The sequence below is a fragment of the Streptomyces sp. NPDC090025 genome, assembly GCF_044748125.1.
GTDB lineage: Bacteria > Actinomycetota > Actinomycetes > Streptomycetales > Streptomycetaceae > Streptomyces.
The window spans coordinates 395,283-411,518 of sequence record NZ_JBIVFL010000002.1 but is presented as its reverse complement, the minus strand read 5'-3'; the positions used below and the strand labels follow the sequence as shown (position 1 = coordinate 411,518).

15 protein-coding genes and 1 pseudogene are annotated in these 16,236 nt (G+C 73.5%); 7 read left to right on the top strand and 9 right to left on the bottom strand.

The window, feature by feature from the left end; genetic code table 11:
* Nucleotides 1–2: 2 nt before the first annotated feature.
* Nucleotides 3–758: a sirohydrochlorin chelatase gene (locus ACIPXM_RS07730; RefSeq protein ID WP_401653070.1), complete on the top strand. Its 756-nt coding sequence runs from the start codon at nt 3–5 to the stop codon at nt 756–758.
* 19 nt (nt 759–777) lie between these two features.
* On the opposite strand, the gene ACIPXM_RS07725 is transcribed toward ACIPXM_RS07730, so the two are convergent.
* The 5 genes from ACIPXM_RS07725 to ACIPXM_RS07705 form a co-directional block, all read right to left on the bottom strand.
* Nucleotides 778–1,419, bottom strand: a complete 642-nt coding sequence (locus tag ACIPXM_RS07725) for a DsbA family protein (RefSeq protein WP_401653068.1) — start codon at nt 1,417–1,419, stop codon at nt 778–780.
* A gap of 43 nt (nt 1,420–1,462) precedes the next feature.
* Nucleotides 1,463–1,858 carry a DUF4440 domain-containing protein gene (locus ACIPXM_RS07720; RefSeq protein WP_401653066.1) on the bottom strand — a complete coding sequence of 132 codons (396 nt, stop codon included), beginning with the start codon at nt 1,856–1,858 and terminating at the stop codon, nt 1,463–1,465.
* Nucleotides 1,855–2,427, bottom strand: a complete 573-nt coding sequence (locus tag ACIPXM_RS07715; protein ID WP_401653064.1) for a DUF1697 domain-containing protein — start codon at nt 2,425–2,427, stop codon at nt 1,855–1,857. Before ACIPXM_RS07715 ends, ACIPXM_RS07720 begins: the two co-directional genes overlap by 4 nt.
* An 83-nt stretch (nt 2,428–2,510) precedes the next feature.
* A complete protein-coding gene (locus tag ACIPXM_RS07710; RefSeq protein WP_401653062.1) occupies nt 2,511–3,722 on the bottom strand; it encodes a S8 family peptidase in 1,212 nt (403 codons plus the stop codon).
* Between the two features lie 180 nt (nt 3,723–3,902).
* Nucleotides 3,903–4,550 (bottom strand): GNAT family N-acetyltransferase, encoded by a 648-nt coding sequence (locus ACIPXM_RS07705; RefSeq protein WP_401653676.1) that lies wholly within the window; start codon nt 4,548–4,550, stop codon nt 3,903–3,905.
* Between the two features lie 184 nt (nt 4,551–4,734).
* Here ACIPXM_RS07705 and ACIPXM_RS07700 point away from each other — a divergent pair, with 184 nt between their 5' ends.
* Entirely contained in the window at nt 4,735–5,643 is a 909-nt protein-coding gene (locus tag ACIPXM_RS07700; RefSeq protein ID WP_401653060.1) for a UbiA family prenyltransferase, read from the top strand.
* A 66-nt stretch (nt 5,644–5,709) separates the two neighbouring features.
* On the opposite strand, the pseudogene ACIPXM_RS07695 reads toward ACIPXM_RS07700, so the two are convergent.
* Nucleotides 5,710–6,973 (bottom strand): annotated as a pseudogene (locus ACIPXM_RS07695) (macrolide family glycosyltransferase); the annotation flags it as partial.
* 128 nt (nt 6,974–7,101) lie between these two features.
* Between ACIPXM_RS07695 and ACIPXM_RS07690 the strand changes: the two are divergent.
* The 3 genes from ACIPXM_RS07690 (at nt 7,102) to ACIPXM_RS07680 (ending at nt 11,102) form a co-directional block, all read left to right on the top strand.
* Nucleotides 7,102–8,757, top strand: a complete 1,656-nt coding sequence (locus ACIPXM_RS07690; RefSeq protein ID WP_401653058.1) for an FAD-dependent oxidoreductase — start codon at nt 7,102–7,104, stop codon at nt 8,755–8,757.
* 51 nt (nt 8,758–8,808) lie between these two features.
* A complete protein-coding gene (locus tag ACIPXM_RS07685) occupies nt 8,809–9,366 on the top strand; it encodes a rhodanese-like domain-containing protein (protein WP_401653056.1) in 558 nt (185 codons plus the stop codon).
* Nucleotides 9,367–9,533: 167 nt separating this feature from the next.
* The gene (locus ACIPXM_RS07680; RefSeq protein ID WP_401653054.1) at nt 9,534–11,102 is read left to right on the top strand and encodes an FG-GAP-like repeat-containing protein; all 1,569 of its coding nucleotides are present in this window, start codon (nt 9,534–9,536) and stop codon (nt 11,100–11,102) included.
* A 60-nt stretch (nt 11,103–11,162) separates the two neighbouring features.
* On the opposite strand, the gene ACIPXM_RS07675 is transcribed toward ACIPXM_RS07680, so the two are convergent.
* From ACIPXM_RS07675 to ACIPXM_RS07665, 3 genes are read right to left on the bottom strand one after another with little or no spacing between them, the layout of a single operon-like run.
* Nucleotides 11,163–12,494, bottom strand: coding sequence for an ABC transporter substrate-binding protein (locus tag ACIPXM_RS07675; protein WP_401653052.1), 1,332 nt, complete (start codon nt 12,492–12,494; stop codon nt 11,163–11,165).
* Complete coding sequence (locus ACIPXM_RS07670) at nt 12,494–13,333, bottom strand: carbohydrate ABC transporter permease (RefSeq protein WP_401653050.1); 840 nt, start codon at nt 13,331–13,333, stop codon at nt 12,494–12,496. Before ACIPXM_RS07670 ends, ACIPXM_RS07675 begins: the two co-directional genes overlap by 1 nt.
* The gene (locus tag ACIPXM_RS07665; protein ID WP_401653674.1) at nt 13,330–14,250 is read right to left on the bottom strand and encodes a carbohydrate ABC transporter permease; all 921 of its coding nucleotides are present in this window, start codon (nt 14,248–14,250) and stop codon (nt 13,330–13,332) included. Before ACIPXM_RS07665 ends, ACIPXM_RS07670 begins: the two co-directional genes overlap by 4 nt.
* A gap of 191 nt (nt 14,251–14,441) precedes the next feature.
* Here ACIPXM_RS07665 and ACIPXM_RS07660 point away from each other — a divergent pair, with 191 nt between their 5' ends.
* Complete coding sequence (locus ACIPXM_RS07660) at nt 14,442–15,347, top strand: phosphotransferase (RefSeq protein WP_401653048.1); 906 nt, start codon at nt 14,442–14,444, stop codon at nt 15,345–15,347.
* Between the two features lie 46 nt (nt 15,348–15,393).
* Nucleotides 15,394–16,221, top strand: coding sequence for an alpha/beta fold hydrolase (locus ACIPXM_RS07655; RefSeq protein WP_401653046.1), 828 nt, complete (start codon nt 15,394–15,396; stop codon nt 16,219–16,221).
* The last annotated feature ends 15 nt before the right edge of the window (nt 16,222–16,236 follow it).

The following is a 16,236-nucleotide window of genomic DNA, read 5'->3' as shown; positions in this document are numbered from 1 at the left end:
CGATGAGCGCCCCCGCCCTTCTCGTCATCGCGCACGGCAGCCGCGACCCGCGGCACGCGGCGACCGTCCAGGCCCTGGTGGCCCGGGCCGCCGCGCTGCGGCCGGGTCCGCGGGTGGAGACCGCGTTCCTGGACTTCAACCTGCCGTCGGTGTCGGGGGTGCTCGACCGGCTGGCCGCCGAGGGGGTGCGGGAGGTGGTGGCGCTGCCGCTGCTGCTGACCCGCGCCTTCCACGCGAAGGCGGACATCCCCGCCGTGCTCCGCCAGGCGCCGCCCGCGCTGCGGATCCGGCAGGCGGACGTCCTCGGCCCGTCGCCGCTGCTGCTCGCGGCGGTCGAACGGCGGCTGTACGAGGCCGGGCTCACGCCCGGCGACAAGAGCACGACCGGGGTCGTCCTGGCCTCGGCGGGCTCCACGGACCCGGAGGCGATCGCAGTGATCGCAGAAACGGCGCGGGAGCTGCGGAACACCGGTTGGTGCTCCGTGCGGCCTGCGTTCGCCTCCGCATCTCTTCCGCGCACCGAGGACGCGGTACGGGCGCTGCGCGCCGATCGCGGCGTCCGCCGGGTGGCGGTGGCCCCGTACGTGATCGCGCCGGGCCGCCTCCCGGACCGGATCGCGGCGGGCGCGGCCGGGGCGGACGTCCTCGCCGACGTCCTCGGCCCGGCCCCGGAACTGGCCCGGCTGCTGGTGCGGCGGTACGAGCAGGCGGCGACGGCGGCGACGGTCCGGGAACGGGTGGCGGTCGCGGCGGGCTGACGCCCCCCCACCGGATACCTCAGGAGAAGTCGAGGCCGCCGGTGCGGGTGCGCTTCAGCTCGAACAGGTCGGGGTGGGAGGCCAGCACCCGGAAACTGTCGAAGAGTTCGGCGGCCCGCTCGCCACGCGGAACGGCGCGCAGCACCGGGCCGAACCAGGCGGTGCCGTCCAGGTGCAGCGTCGGGGTGCCGACATAGCCCTCGGCCGCCGGGTCCTTGCCGGCCTCGTGGCTGGCGCGGACGGCGTCGTCGTACGCGGGGTCGTGGGCGGCCGCCGCCAGTTCGGGCGCGAGCCCGAGCTCCGCGAGGGACTCCGCGATCACCGCGTCGAAGTCCTCGTTCTTCCCCTCGTGGATGCGGGTGCCGTACGCGGTGTAGAGCGGGCGCAGGATCTCCTCGCCGTACTGCTGCGCGGCGGCGGCCGCCACCCGGACCGGGCCGATGGAGGCGTCGACCAGGGTGCGGTACCAGTCGGGGAGTTCGTTGCCCTCGTTGTGGAAGTACAGGCTCATCACGTGGAAGCGCACGTCGATGTCGCGGAGGGCCTCGACCTCCAGGATCCACCGGGAGGTGATCCAGGCGAAGGGGCAGGCGGGGTCGAACCAGAAGTCCACGGTGGCCGCGGTCGTCGGCTCGGCGAGTGTCGTCGTCTCGGTCGTCATGGGAACGACAGTAGTCCCGGAATGGCCCCTCCCCTTGGTCCATTCAGGCTTCCGCGGGCTGGGCCACTTCGGGCACGGCGGGGGCCGTCCCGTACGGCGTCCCCTGGTGGAACCAGAGCAGCCAGCGCTCCCCCGACCTGCGCCAGAGCGAGCTGCGGTGGGCCCGCCGCCCGTGGGACTCGGTCTCGAAGGTGAGGTGGACGATGTCGGGGGCGAGCTCGACGCCCCGGATGCCGGTGGTGGTGAGCGGCCGGGGCGGGCCGTCGGCTGCGGCGGCGAGCACGGTGGCCCGGTCCCAGTGCCGCCCGCAGGTGCCGACCTCCCGGTACTCGGGGTGCAGCAGGGTGCCGAGCAGGTCGGCGTCGGCCCGTACCTCGGGGGCGAGCAGCCGGAGTTCGGCTTCGAGCGCGGCGGCGACCGCGGGGGTGAGCGCGCTCACGCACCGCCCTCCGTTCCGCCGGTGAGGTCGACGAGTTTGCGTACGGTGTTCCAGTTCCGCGCGGTGACGGTGAGGCCCTTGAAGAGCGCGGGCCGGTTCAGTGCCTCGCCGAGCTTGGAGCGGCCGAGGCCGTCCGGGGTGTGGAGGTAGACGACCCGGTCGCCGAAGGCGAACTCCTCGGGCAGATAGCCGTCCCGGTCGCGCAGCAGGGCGGTGAAGCGGTCCTCGTCGACGGGGCCGGAGAGGTAGAAGGCGTGCAGTTGTCTGCCTTCCAGGTCACCGGCCGGGAAGGGGCAGTCGGCGGCGACGGCGGCGAGGTAGTCGTGGTCGCGGACGAGGCAGTCGACGGCGAACCCGAAGTGCCCTTCGATCGCGGCTTCGACGGCGGTCCTGACCTTCTCCTCCGAGCTGTCGGCCGCTGTCGTGAAGACGGCGTTGCCGCTCTGCAGATAGGTCACCACGTCCTGGTGGCCCAGACCTTCGAGCACCGAACGGAGCTCGGCCATGGGTACTTTGCGGTGGCCGCCGACGTTGATGCCGCGGAGCAGCAGGGCGTAGGTCGTCGTCATGGTCACACGATAAGACGAGCGCCGTGCCCCGTGGGGGAGGGCACGGCGGCCGTCGGGCGGGGTTTCCTCAGGAGGTGGTCCGGCTACTCGACGATCTTCAGGAGCCGGTTGGCGGTGCCGGGGGTGGCGTTGGTGATCTTGTCGGGGGTGGCGGCGTCGACGAGGGCCTTGCCGACCTGGGCGGGGGTCGCGTCGGGGTGGCCCGCGAGGTAGACGGCGGCGGCGCCGACCACGTGCGGGGTGGCCATCGACGTACCGGAGATGGTCTTCGTACCGGTGTCGCTGTCGTTCCAGTCGGAGGTGATGTCCGAGCCGGGGGCGTAGAGGTCCACGACCGCGCCGTGGTTGGAGAAGCTGGACTGCTGGTCGTCCTCGGTGGAGGAGGCGACGGTGATCGCCTCGGTGACCCGGGACGGTGAGCCCTGGCCCGCGTCGGAGGACTCGTTGCCGGCGGCGACGCCGAAGGTGACGCCCGCGGCGATGGCCTTGCGGACGGCGTCGTCGAGTGCCGGGTCGGCGCCGCCGCCGAGGCTCATGTTGGCGACGGACGGGCCCTGGTGGTTCTTGGTGACCCAGTCGATGCCCGCGACGACCTGCTCGGTGGTGCCGGAGCCCTGGTCGTCGAGCACCCGGACGGCGACGATCTTCGCCTTCTTGGCGACGCCGTGGGCGGTTCCGGCGATGGTGCCCGCGACATGGGTGCCGTGGCCGTTGCCGTCCTGGGCGGTGTCGTCGTTGTCGACGGCGTCGAAGCCGTTCGTGGCCCGGCCGCCGAAGTCCTGGTGGCCGATCCGGACGCCGGTGTCGATGACGTACGCGGTGACGCCGTCGCCCGCGCCGTCGGGGTAGGTGTACTTCCGGTCGCCCGCCGGGTCGGTCTGGTCGATCCGGTCCAGGCCCCAGGACGGCGGGTCCTGCTGGGTGGCGTCGATGGTGAAGCGGCGGTTCTGGACGACCTTGGCGACGGACGGGTCGGCGGCGAGCCGCTTGGCCTCGGTCTCGCTGAGGCCGTTCACGGAGAAGCCGTTGACGGCGGAGTCGTAGCTGCGGCGCAGGGTGCCGCCGTACTCCTGGGCGAGGGCGGACTTGCCGCCGGGCGCGGTCTGCTCGTCGAGCAGGACGACGTAGCTTCCGGCGACGGCGTCCTGGACGCCGAGTCCGTAGACCGTTCCTTCGGCGGGCGTGGGGGCCGCGTCGGCGAACGGTCCGGTGAGGACGGTGACTCCGGCGACCGCGGCGATCGCGGTCGTGACGGCGATCGGGCGAATCCGGCGGACACGCTTGTGTATGGCCATGAAGAGGGGTCTCCTCGTCAGGATTTGTGGGGGGTTGGGCCGTCGGCGGGAAACTCTCCGGCGGCTGCTTCGAAACCCTGTCCCATTGACGAGTGCAAATCAAGGCTCTCTGAAGCCTTCACGGACCTGTGACGTCTTCACCATGCTTTCTGGCGGGGATGCCGGGCGATTCTCCGCAACTCACGCCTGTACGGCGATGGTTGCGCCCTTCCGGGCGGCCGGGGCGCGGCGTCGTTCGCCGGCGCGCAGCAGGGCGACCATGTCCCGGGTGGTGAGGTTGCGCGGCCGGGCCCGCCATTCGTCGGCGAGGAGGCCGTAGACGGCCACGTCCACCCATTCGCCGTCCTTGCGGTAGAAATGCCGGGCGATTCCCTCCTGATGACAGCCGAGGGCGAGCATCATCCGTTGCACGGCGGTGTTCCGGAGATCCACCGTGCACCAGCAGCGGTGAATTCCCCATTCCTCGAACGCGAGTCCCACGAGCAGATCGAGGGCTTCGGCGCTGAATGCCTCACCACCCGTTCCGGGGACGAAGGCGAGGCTGTGGGCCTGCGCCCGGTCGGGGGTCTCCTTGCGCAGCGACACGGTGCCGAGCACCGTCTCGTCCGCGCAGCGCACCACCGTGAGCCGGTAGCTGGTCCGGGGTCCCGCCAGCGCGTCCACCCGGGCCCTGCACAGCTCGTCGACCAGTTCGTCGCGGCTGAGCGGCGGTGTCGCCGTGTACCGGACGACGTCCGGGTCGCACCAGACCCGCCCCAGCGGCTCGGCGTCGGCGACCGGGTCGATCTCGCGGAGCGCGATCCGCCCGTTTGTTCGGCACCAATTCATATTCGACACGGCACGGCACAGTACTTGCGCGTGCCACCGATGGGAAATCACCGCCATTCTTTCTTTCATCGGACAATATCGGCGGGTGAATGGGCCGTACGCGCATGTCACCGGCACGGGCGCCGCTCGTTGGGCACATGCGCCCGGCTTTCCCGGGCGGCCGGCCACGCCCAGGAGGATTCCGATGACCGTCCAGACCGAGGCGCCCGATCGGATCGCGGGCCCGCGGCCCGTCCCCGGCACGCGAGCGACCGGGCAGCCCGGACCGGGCCGGGTTCCCGAACGGCCGTCGGGGCCGGGCCTGTTCAGGTTCCTGGCGTGGACGAACGTCCTCATCGGCGCCAGCGCGGCGGCCTTCACCTGGGTGACCGCGCTCGCGGTGGACCTGCCGGGCGATCCGCTGGTCGCGGCCTTCGTGTTCCTGTTCGTGGTGGCCACGCACACCCGCGACCGGCTCCAGCCCACCCACGACGGCAGCCGCCGCGCCGCCTGGATGGCCCGGCGCCGGCGCCCGCTGATCTGGTGGACGGCCGGCTGCACGGCGGCCCTGCTGCCGCTTGCGGTGCTGCGGCCGTGGTGCGCGGCGGCGCTCGCGACCGTCGGGGTGATGGGCTGGTTCTACGCCGTTCCGCTGGTCCGCTGGCGCGGGCTGCGCCGGGCCCCGCGCCAACTGCCGTGCGTCAAGCTCCCGTACACGATGATCGGCTGGGCGCTGATCGCGGTGGTCCTGCCCGCCGCGCAGCTGGGGGCGCTCGACGATCCCCGGGTGTGGTGGCTGGCGCTCGCGGGGGTGCTCATCGGTGGGGTGACGACGCTCGTCAACGACCTGCGGGACGTGGCGGCGGACCGCCGGGACGGTTCGCTGACCCTGCCGGTCGTCATCGGCGAGGGGCGCACCCGGGCGCTGGCGCACACGATGGCGCTGTGCGGCGCACTGGTCGGCCAACTGGTGTTTCCCGGGCCGGTGTTGCTGTGGGCGCTCTTCAACAGCACGATCCTCTCGCGTTACCGGCCCCGGCCCGGCGAGCACCCGGCCCCGTGGGGTGACGCGCAGGGCCTGGTGCTGCTCGGGGCGGTGCTGCTGACCCGCTGAGCCGGTCCGGCACCGGTCAGCGGGCCGGGAGTTCACCCTCGGCCAGGCCCGGGAATCCGCCCTCGGTCAGCGGCCCGGGAGTTCGGCCTCGATCAGGTCGGCGGCGCGCACGGTGCCGCCCTCCCGCGCCATCCGCTCCTGGATCTCCTTGGCCCTGCGGGCGACTTCGGGGTCGGCGAGCAGTCCGAGCACGGCGTCCCGCAGCCGCTCGGGGGTGACCTCGGGCATCGGCAGATGGCGGGCGACGCCGAGCGACTGGAGCATGTCGGCGTTGCCGAACTGGTCGACGGCCTGCGGCACGGCGACCATCGGGGTGCCGGTGGCGAGTCCTTCCTGACTGCCGCCCGCGCCCGCGTGGGTGACGAAGGCGTCGGCCTCGCGCAGGATCGCCTGCTGCGGCACCCAGGAATGCACCTCGATGTTGCCGGGCAGCGGCCCGAGTTCGGCGGGGTCGACGAACGCGCCGATCTGCAGCACCACATGCCAGTCGTCGAGCCCGCCGAAGGCGGCGACGCAGTCGCGGTAGAAGTCCGGCTGCTTGGTGAACGAGGAGCCGAGCGAGACCAGGAGCAGCTTGCGGCCGGGTGCCGGGTGCCGCCACTCCCCCGCCTCCCCCGCCTCGGCCGCGGCCGGGCGGCAGGAGCCGACGAAGCTGAAGACGCGCTCGTCGACCCGGTCGGCGTACGGCTGGAGGGCGCGCGGGATGAGGACGAGGCCGCGGCGCGGGCGGGCCACGAAGGCGTCGGGGTCGAGGCCGCCGAGGCCGTGCGCGGCCAGCCAGTCGGCGAAGCGGGCGTAGTGGGCCCTGCCGCGCTCGGTGGCCAGGATGCCGTCCCGTACCGCCGCGCCGACCTCCTGCTCGTACCCCTCCCAGGGCACCAGGTTGGGCCAGAGGGCGACGGCGGGGGCGCCCCACCGGTGGGCGAGGACGCGGGCCGGGTACGAGGTGATGTCGTGCAGGACCAGGTCGGGGCGGTCGGTGCCGAAGGCGGCGGTGAGCTGCGGCAGGGCCTGGATCGCGTCGGCGAGGAACGGCTCGACGTGGTCGATGGGTTCGGTGCCCCAGGCGTCGGGGTCGTCGTCGAGCGGCAGCGTGGAGGTGTACGGGACGGGGGTGGCGCCGGTGGCGGCGACCCGGTCGGCGAAGGCACCCGGGATCGCGTAGCTCACCCGGTGGCCCCGGTCCACGAGCTCGCGGATGACGTCCAGGCTGGGGTTCACATGGCCGTGGGCGGCGATGGAGAACATGGCGATATGGGCGGGGCGGGCCGGGCCCGTGGCGGTGGTCATGAACACGAGCATAGGTGAGACGAGACGTCTCGTCTACTTCATTGCCGTCACCTACCCCCTCCCCTCCCGCGCCCGTTTTGCGATTCGAATACCCCCCTGGGTATGGTCGAGAGCGAACCGGGGATACCCCCGGGGGTTTCTTGTCCCGAGTGCGAGGAAGGGTGCGTCATGAAGGTCGTCGTCATCGGAGGAGTCGCCGCGGGCATGTCGGCGGCGGCGCGGCTGCGCCGGCTGGACGAGCGGGCCGAGATCGTCGTCCTGGAGCGGGGCGCGCACGTGAGCTTCGCCAACTGCGGCCTCCCCTACCACCTCGGCGGCGTCATCGAGGAGCGCTCGGACCTGCTGCTCCACACCCCCGACAGCCTCGGGCGCCGCTTCGCCCTCGACGTCCGGGTGCGCAGCGAGGCCGTCGCCATCGACCGCGAGGCCCAGGTGGTGCGGGTCCGCGACCTCGTCGACGGCCGCGAGTACGACGAGAGCTGGGACCGGATCGTGCTCGCCCCCGGCGCCCGGCCCGTGGTGCCCCCGCTGCCGGGCGTCGAGCGCGCCCACACCCTGCGCGACATCGCCGACCTCGACGGCGTCCTGGCCGCCCTGGCCGACGGGGCCCGCAGCGCCGTGGTGATCGGCGGCGGCTTCATCGGCACCGAGGCCGCCGAGAACCTGCGCCACCGCGGGCTCACCACCACCCTGGTCGAGTCCGCCCCGCAGGTCCTCGCGCCGCTGGACCCCGAGATGGCCCAGGCGGCCGCCACCGAGCTGCGCGCCCACGGCGTGGACCTGCGGCTCGGCGCGCAGGCCGCCCGGGTGCTGCCCCGGGAGGTCGAACTGGCCGACGGCACGCGGCTGCCCGCCGATCTGGTGCTGCTCGCCGTCGGCGTCCGGCCCGAGACCTCGCTCGCCGTCGCCGCCGGGCTCGCGCTCGGACCGCGCGGCGGGATCCGGGTGGACGCCGCACTGCGCACCAGCGACCCGCGGATCCTCGCGGTGGGCGACGCCGCCGAGAAGGCCGACGCCCTCGGCGAGGGCGCCCGGCTGATCCCGCTCGCCAACCTAGCCAACCGGCACGGCCGGATCGCCGCCGACACCCTCGCGGGCCGCCCCGCCACCGCCGCACCGGCCCAGGGCACCGCGATCGTCCAGGTCTTCGGCCTCACCGCCGCCGCGACCGGCCGCAACGAGAAGGACCTGCGCCGCGAGGGCCGCCCGTACCAGGCCCTGCATCTGCACGGCGGCTCGCACGCAGGCTACTACCCCGGCGCCGGGCAGCTGTCCCTGAAGCTCCTGTTCGACCCGGAGAGCCTGCGGATCCTGGGCGCCCAGGCGGTCGGCACCGACGGCGTGGACAAGCGGATCGACGTGCTGGCGACAGCCCTCGCCGCCGGGCTGCCGGTCACCGCGCTCGCCGACCTCGAACTCGCCTACGCGCCCCCGTACGGCTCCGCCAAGGACCCCGTCAACCTGCTCGGCTACCTCGCCGACAACCTGCTGACCGGCACCACGCCGACCGTGCCGTGGGACGCCGTCGGCGACGGCCACCCCGGTCTGCCGCTCGACGTGCGCACCAAGGCCGAGCACGAGCACGGCCATCTGCCGGGCTCGCTGCACATCCCGCTGGACGAACTGCGCGAGCGGGTCGCCGAGTTGCCGTCCGGCCGGCCGCTCACCGTCTACTGCCAGGGCGGCCAGCGCGCGCACACCGCGGTCCGGCTGCTGCGCAACCTCGGCCTGGACGCGGCCAACCTGGACGGCGGCTGGCTCACCTGGTCCGCCGGAACCGCCGCCGCCGGAGCCGTGGCCACCGGAGCCGTGGCCACCACCTGAGCAGCCTGACCTCTCTCCTCCTCGCCTCCTTCGTCGAAAGGCTCCTCCCGCATGTCCTCCGCCCCATCCCCCTCCGCCCCGACCTCCACCGCCGTCACGATCGAACCCGCCGAAGCCCGCGCCCGGTTCGCCGAGTTCACCGTCGTCGACGTGCGCACCCCCGGCGAGTTCGCGGGCGGCCATCTGCCCGGCGCCCGCAACGTCCCGCTCGACCTGCTGCCCGCCGCCCTCGACGAACTGCGGGCGGCCGGGACCCCGTTGCTCGTGGTGTGCGCCTCGGGCGCCCGCTCGGCGACCGCCTGCCGGACGCTCACCGGGCACGGTCTGACCGCCCGCTCGCTGTCCGGCGGGACGTCCGGCTGGCGCCGCGCGGGCGGCGAGCTCGACCGGCCCGCCGGGACCGAGGGGATACGGCCGCCTTGGGCGATGGACCGTCAGGTCCGGCTGACCGCAGGCACCTTGGTCCTGGTAGGACTCGCCGGTGGACTGCTCCACCCGGCCGCGCTGCTGCTGTCCGCCGGAGTTGCGGGCGGGCTGGTGTTGTCCGCGCTCTCGGACACCTGCGCCATGGGGTCCCTGCTGTCCCGGCTGCCGTACAACCGCCGTTGAGGCAACGGCGCAGGTGGCGCCAGGGATGACAGGCCCGAGACGGAATACGGAATTCCGCACTAAATACGTACAGAAGATCGAACAGGCGGGCTAGTCTGACGCGGCCGACGCGGCGCCCCGGGTCGGCATGTCCCGCCGTCTCCCTCCTGCAAAGGGCACGTCACCTGATGAAGCGCACCACCGCTCTCGCCGTCGGCCTCTCGGCCGCGCTCGGCTCCCTGTTCCTGAGCACCGTCCCCGCGGCCGCCGCACCGCAGCCCACCCCGCCGCTGGTGCGGATCATGCCGCTCGGCGACTCCATCACCTCGGGCGAGAACGCCGGCGACCACGCCGGGTACCGGGCCCGGCTGTGGGACCTGATGGCCGGTCAGTCCCGCTACACGCCCGACTACGTGGGCACGGGCTCCTCCGGGAACCTCCAGGACGCGGACCACGAGGGGCACAGCGGCTGGACCATCGAGGGGACGCTGCCCCGGATCACCGAGTGGCAGAAGGCCGCCGACCCCGATGTGATCCTGCTCCACCTCGGGATCAACGACCTGAGGAACGACGGCACCACGCCCGAGCGGGCGGCGGAGCGGATGACCGAGCTGCTCGACACGATCTACGCGAACCAGCCGCGGGTGACCGTCATCGTCCAGGGCCTGATCATCGACACCCCGAGCTACCGCGAGGAGACCAGCCTGTTCAACGGTCTCATCCGCGACCAGCAGCGCAACCGCCGCGACCACGAGCAGCGGTTCACCTTCGTCGACGCGCCGCGCTACGACGTCGCCACCGAACTCCCGGACGGCGTCCACCCCAACGACGCCGGGTACCAGAAGATGGCCCAGACGTACGACGACGCCCTGGAGCAGGCGGTCACCATCGGCTGGGCCTCCCGGGAGCGGGCCCCGCGCGCCGGGACCGAGGCGGGCGGCACCGGACCCGTGCGGTGGGCGGACTTCGACGGCGACGGCCGCAACGACCGGTTCACCATCGCGGACGGCGGCGCGGTGAACACGTGGCTGAACCGGGGCGGCTCGCAGGGCGGCGGCTGGCAGGCGCTCGGCCAGGTCGCCTGGGGCACCACGAACGACCGCACCCGGGCCCGGCTCGCCGACTTCGACGGCGACGGCCGCGCGGACTACTGGGCGATCCAGGCCGACGGTTCGGTGCGGGTGTGGCTGAACGAGGGCGGCGACGTCGCGGGTCCGAACGGCTGGAAGGGCATCGGCCAGGTCGCCTTCGGCACCACCAACCGCCAGGACCAGGTCAGGCTCGCCGACTTCGACGGCGACGGCCGGGCCGACTACACGGTCATCTCCGACAACGGCGCCGTGAACGTGTGGCTGAACCGCGGCGGCGACGGGGCCGGGGCGAACGGCTGGCGCCACATCGGCCAGGTGGCCTCCGGTGTCACCAACGACCGCAGCCGGGTCCGGTTCGCCGACATCGACGGCGACGGCCGCGCGGACTACTCGGTCATCGCCGCCGACGGCAAGGTCGCCACGTACCTCAACCGCGGCGGCGACGGCCACGGCGGCTGGCACGTCCTGGGCCAGCTCGCGACCGGCGTGACCACCGACCACACCCGGGTCGAGCTGTCCGACTTCGACGGCGACGGCCACGCCGACTACCTGGTCAACGGCCCCGGCGGCGCCGCGGGCCGGGTCGAGGCGTGGATCTTCGACGGCGGCGACCCGGCGGGCGCGCACGGCTGGATCGGTCAGGGCACGGTCTTCCCGGGCAACTGACCCCGGCGGTACGCGGGCCTGTCCGGCCCACTCGCCGGACGGGCCCTGGCCACCTGCCCCTCAGTCGCGCTGGTAGCGGGCGAGCACCCGGTTCCCGTCCGTCACCAGGCGGCGGCGCAGCTCCGTCTCGTCGATCGCGCCGCTGTAGTACTCCTGGAAGGCCGGGGTGGCGACCTTGTCCTTCCACTCCGGGTAGCCGCGCACCGACTGGGCGGGCGCCGGGCGCAGCTCCCGGGCCACGGCCGCGCCGGTGGCCCAGCCGTACTCCGGGGTGTGCAGGGCGGGGTCGGCGAGCGCGGTTTCCGAGGTAGGCAGCATCCAGTCGCCGCGGGCCAGCCGGACCAGGTTGGGCGGCCGGAGGAAGAAGTCGAGGAAGGCGGCGGCCTCCTTCTTGTGCGGGCTGTCCTCGGCGATGGACAGGGTCTGCGGGCTGACGCCCTGGGCGAGCCCGCCCGCCCCGGCGGGCGCGGGCAGCACGATCCAGTCGAAGCCCTCGGGGGCCTGCTGGACGATCTGCTGCCGGTACGAGAAGCCCAGCGGGACCATCGCGTACTTGCCGCCGAAGAAGCCGGGCAGGGTGTCGGAGCCGCCGCTGCCGAGGGTGGCGGGCGAGGCACTGTGGTCGGTGTCGATCTGGGCCCGCACGGTGCCGGGGACGATGCCGTCGCCGGGCTCGAGGCGGAGGACGGTCCTGCCGTCCGGGCCCTGGTGGAACAGCCGTCCGCCGGCCGAGAGGCCCAGGTTGAGGGTGACCGAGACCGGTTCCTTGAGCGGCCAGGCCACCGCGTACCGGCCCATGCCCATGCTCTTCGTCACCTGGCGGGCGATCTCGCGGAACTCCGGCCAGGTCCACGGGTCCTCGGGGCTCGGCAGCTGGATCCCGGCCCGGTCGAGGACGGTCCGGTTGGCCATGATCACGCGGGGTTCCTGGAGGAACGGCACCCCGTAGACGCCGTCGCCGACGGTGGTGCTCGCCCAGCTGTGCGCGGGGATGTCGGCGCGCAGCCGTTCGGTGAGCAGCGGGCGCAGGTCGGCCAGGTAGCCGCCGTGGGCGAAGTCGGCGAGGTCGTCGGAGGCGTCGTGGATGAGGTCGGGGGCCTCGCCGCCCTCGAAGGAGGTGAGCAGCTGGTCGTGGACGGAGTCCCAGCTGCCCTGGACGTAGTCGACCTGGATTTTGGGGTGGGTGGCGTTCCATTCGGCGACGAGCTGTTTGTTGGCGTTGACGGACTCCTTCTGCCAGGCGAGGGACTGGAAGCGGAGCCGTACCACGCCGTCGGCGTCCGGGTCCCGGTCGTCGGGGCCGCCGCAGCCGGTGAGCAGCAGCGCGAGGACGGCGGCCAGGGCGAGGGCCCGGGCGGCGAGGGCGCGGGTGATGAGGGCGCGGGCGGGCATCACTTCACCGCCCCGGCCAGCATCCCGCCGGTGATCCGCCGCTGGATGACGGCGAACACGACGAGCGAGGGGAGGGTGGCGAGGAACGCGGCGGCGGCCAGCGGGCCGAGGTCGGCGACGCCCTCGGCGCCGAGGAAGTGGGTGAGGACCACGGGCAGGGTCTGTTTCTCCGGGGTCTTGAGCAGCACGAGCGCGAAGAAGAACTCGTTCCACGCGGTGATGAAGGCGAACAGGGCGGTGGCGACGAGGCCGGGCGCGAGCAGCGGCGCGGTGACCGAGACCAGGGTCCGCAGCCGTCCGGCGCCGTCGACGGCGGCCGCCTCCTCCAGTTCGGCGGGGACGGCCCGCACATATCCGGTGAGCATCCACAGCGCGAACGGCAGCGACCACACCACATAGACCAGGACGAGGCCGGGGATGCTGTTGATCAGGTGGAGGTTCTTGAGGATCAGGAACAGCGGGATGATCAGGAGCACGAAGGGGAACGCCTGGCTGACCACCACCCAGCCGGTGGCCGCGGCGGTGAGCCGGGAGCGGTGCCGGGCGAGGACGTAGGCGAGCGGGGTCGCGATCACGACGGCGATCAGGGCGGCGGCGAGCGCGGCGAGCAGGCTGTTCCCGGCGGCGCGCAGCAGCGGTTGTTCGTCGAACGCCTGCCGGAAGTTGTCGAGGGTGGGGTGCCGCGGGATCCAGGTGGGGTGCAGCGAGCCGAGTTCGGTGGCGGGTTTGAAGGCGGTGGAGACCAGCCACAGGAACGGGAAGGCGAGGAAGACGAGGTACGCGAGGAGTGCGGCGTACTGGGCGGCGCGGGCGGGCCCCCGGGTGCGGAAGGCGCTCATCGGTCCTGGTCCCCCTTCAGCCGTCCGACGAGGTGGAGGGCGAGCAGTACGGAGATCACCGCGACCAGGACACAGCCCATGGCGGCGGCGTAGCCGAACTGGCCGTACCGGAATGCCTCCTCGTACGCGAAGAGCATCGGCAGCCGGGTGCGGCCGCCCGGTCCGCCGTTGGTGAGCACGTACACCAGGGCGAACGAGTTGAAGTTCCAGATGAAGTTGAGCGCGGTGATGGCGAGGGCGACGGGCCGCAGCGCGGGCCAGGTCACCGTGCGGAACCGGCGCCAGGCTCCGGCGCCGTCGAGGGCGGCGGCCTCGTGGAGTTCGCGCGGCACGTTCTGCACCCCGGCGAGCAGGGCGACGGTGGTCTGCGGCATCCCGGCCCAGATGCCGACCACGACGACGGCGGGCAGCGCGGTGCCGAGGCCGCTGAGCCAGGCCCGGCCGTCGCCGAGGCCGAGGTCGCGCAGGGTCTCGTTGAGGATGCCCGCGTCGGGGTTGTAGACGAGCCGCCACATGATGCCGACGACGACCTCGGGCATCGCCCAGGGCACGATGGCGAGTGTCCGGGCCAGCCAGCGCAGCCGGAGGTCCTGGTCGAGCAGCAGCGCGAGGCCGAGCGCGAGCAGGAACTGCGGGACGGTGACGCCGACGGCCCAGAGCAGGCCGATCCGGAACGACTCCCAGAACAGGGTGTCGTGCAGCAGGTCCTGGAAGTTGAGGGTGCCGATCCAGCGGGTGGCCTGGGTGCGGCCGGACTGGGCGTCGGTGAAGGCGAGCGCGATGCCGTAGAGCAGCGGGCCGACGCTGAGCAGCAGGATCGGGAGCAGCGCGGGCAGCACCAGGAACCAGGCGCCGGGGCCGGTTCGCTGCCCGGGGTGGGCCGTGGGGCGCTGCGCGGGGCGGTTGCGCGCGGGCACCGGACTCGCCACTGCTCTCCCTCCGGGGTGGCACCGTGCGGGGCCGTGTCCGGACACGGCCCCGAGACCCGGTCATCGTCCTGACGGGCCGTCGGTTCGTCAAGGCGACCTGCGCGAATGGGAGACTTTGGCGCGATCGCACGCTCCTGGCACGGGCCAGGAGGAGCAGCGGGGAGAGTCGGGAGACAACGATGGACGAGGCGCGGGCACGGGAGATCCTGGCCGCCGCGAAGCTGCCGGGCACGGGCGGTGCGGGCGGTGCGGGCGCGGCGGGCGGGGGCGGGTGGGCGGCCGACGCGGAGCTGCTGTCGCTCGGCGAGAACGCGGTCTTCGGGCTCGGCGGCCTGGTGGCCAAGGTGGGCCGGGCGCCCGAACTCCTGGAGCGCGCCGAGCGCGAGGTGGCGCTCGCCGGGTGGCTGGCCGCCGCCGGGGTGCCCGCGGTGCGGGCCGCCGAGGAGAAGCCGCTGGTCGCCGAGGGGCATCCGGTGACGCTCTGGCACCGGCTCGCCCCGGCGGTGCGGCCGGCCGAGCCGCGCGATCTGGCGCCCCTCCTTCGGGTGATCCACGCGCTGCCGGAACCGGCCGGGTTCACCCTGCCGCCGCGTGAGCTGCTCGGCGGGGTCGAGCGCTGGCTGCGGCTCGCGGGGGACGCGATCGACCCGGCCGACGCCGCTTTCCTGCGGGAGCGCCGGGACGCCTTCGCCCCGGCCGCCGCCGCGCTGGTGCCGCGGCTCGCGCCGGGCCCGATCCACGGCGACGCGCTGCCCCGCAATGTGCACGTCGGCCCGGACGGCCCGGTCCTGGTGGACCTGGAGACCTTCTCCTCGGACCTGCGCGAGCACGACCTGGTGGTGCTCGCGCTGTCCCGGGACCGCTACGGCCTCGACCCGGCGGCCTACGACGCCTTCACCGCCGACTACGGCTTCGACGTCCGGGAGTGGGACGGGTGCGCGGTGCTGCGCGGGGCGCGGGAGACCGCGAGCTGTGCCTGGGTGGCGCAGCACGCCCCGGTCAACCCGAAGGCGCTGGCCGAGTTCGAGCGCCGGGTGGCCTCGCTGCGGGACGGCGATCCCGAGGTGCGCTGGTACCCGTTCTGACATGATCGTCCCCGGCCGATGGACCTCTTTCGAACGGGGTGTTGTGATGCGGATCGAACTTTCGGACGTGGCGCTGGACGTCGAGGTGAGCGGGGCGGGCCCGGTCGTGCTGCTGCTGCACGGCTTCCCCGATTCGCACCGGCTGTGGCGGCACCAGATCCCGGCGCTGAACGCGGCGGGGTTCCGTACGGTGGCGCCGACCCTGCGGGGCTTCGGCGGCTCCGACAAGCCGGTGGGCGAGGTCGGGGCGTACCACGTGGCGGCGCACCTCGGGGACATGCTGCAGCTGCTCGACCGGCTGGAGGTGGAGCGCTGTCATGTGGTGGGCCACGACTGGGGTTCCGGGGTGGCGCAGACCCTCGGCCGGTTCGCGGCGGACCGGGTGGCGAGCCTGACGGTGATGTCGGCGGGCGACATGTCGGTGACGCTCGGCCCGGGCGGCTGGCGGGAGCGTCAGCGGATGTGGCACATGACGATGTTCCAGTTCGCGGGTCTCGCCGAGGAGTGGCTGTCCCGGGACGACTACGCGAACCTGCGGGAGATGCTGGGCGAGCACGCCGATCTGGCGGAGGTCCTGGAGCCGCTGCGGGCGCCGGGCGCGCTGACGGCCGCGCTCAGCATCTACCGGGCCACGCTGCCGATGGAGGTGCAGCTGGGCGTGCCCGAGCCGACGCCCCCGTTCACCATGCCGGTGATGGGGGTCTGGTCGACCGGTGACCGCTATCTCACCGAGCGGCAGATGACGGCGATGGCGGCGCTCGCGCCGGAGCGCTGGCGCTACGAGCGGGTCGAGGACGCCGGGCACTGGTTCCCGCTGGACCGCCCGGAGCGGGTCAACGAGCTGCTGCTGTCGTTCCTGAAGGAGAACGGCTGACGGAGAACGGCTGAC

Bases quoted from the DNA above. Each gene is read 5' to 3' on its own strand.
- ACIPXM_RS07730 (WP_401653070.1), top strand. From the start codon at position 3: ATGAGCGCCCCCGCCCTTCTCGTCATCGCGCACGGCAGCCGCGACCCG.
- ACIPXM_RS07725 (WP_401653068.1), bottom strand. From the start codon at position 1,419: ATGACGACCGAGACGACGACACTCGCCGAGCCGACGACCGCGGCCACC.
- ACIPXM_RS07715 (WP_401653064.1), bottom strand. From the start codon at position 2,427: ATGACGACGACCTACGCCCTGCTGCTCCGCGGCATCAACGTCGGCGGC.
- ACIPXM_RS07710 (WP_401653062.1), bottom strand. From the start codon at position 3,722: ATGGCCATACACAAGCGTGTCCGCCGGATTCGCCCGATCGCCGTCACG.
- ACIPXM_RS07705 (WP_401653676.1), bottom strand. From the start codon at position 4,550: ATGAATTGGTGCCGAACAAACGGGCGGATCGCGCTCCGCGAGATCGAC.
- ACIPXM_RS07700 (WP_401653060.1), top strand. From the start codon at position 4,735: ATGACCGTCCAGACCGAGGCGCCCGATCGGATCGCGGGCCCGCGGCCC.
- ACIPXM_RS07690 (WP_401653058.1), top strand. From the start codon at position 7,102: ATGAAGGTCGTCGTCATCGGAGGAGTCGCCGCGGGCATGTCGGCGGCG.
- ACIPXM_RS07685 (WP_401653056.1), top strand. From the start codon at position 8,809: ATGTCCTCCGCCCCATCCCCCTCCGCCCCGACCTCCACCGCCGTCACG.
- ACIPXM_RS07680 (WP_401653054.1), top strand. From the start codon at position 9,534: ATGAAGCGCACCACCGCTCTCGCCGTCGGCCTCTCGGCCGCGCTCGGC.
- ACIPXM_RS07675 (WP_401653052.1), bottom strand. From the start codon at position 12,494: ATGCCCGCCCGCGCCCTCATCACCCGCGCCCTCGCCGCCCGGGCCCTC.
- ACIPXM_RS07670 (WP_401653050.1), bottom strand. From the start codon at position 13,333: ATGAGCGCCTTCCGCACCCGGGGGCCCGCCCGCGCCGCCCAGTACGCC.
- ACIPXM_RS07660 (WP_401653048.1), top strand. From the start codon at position 14,442: ATGGACGAGGCGCGGGCACGGGAGATCCTGGCCGCCGCGAAGCTGCCG.
- ACIPXM_RS07655 (WP_401653046.1), top strand. From the start codon at position 15,394: ATGCGGATCGAACTTTCGGACGTGGCGCTGGACGTCGAGGTGAGCGGG.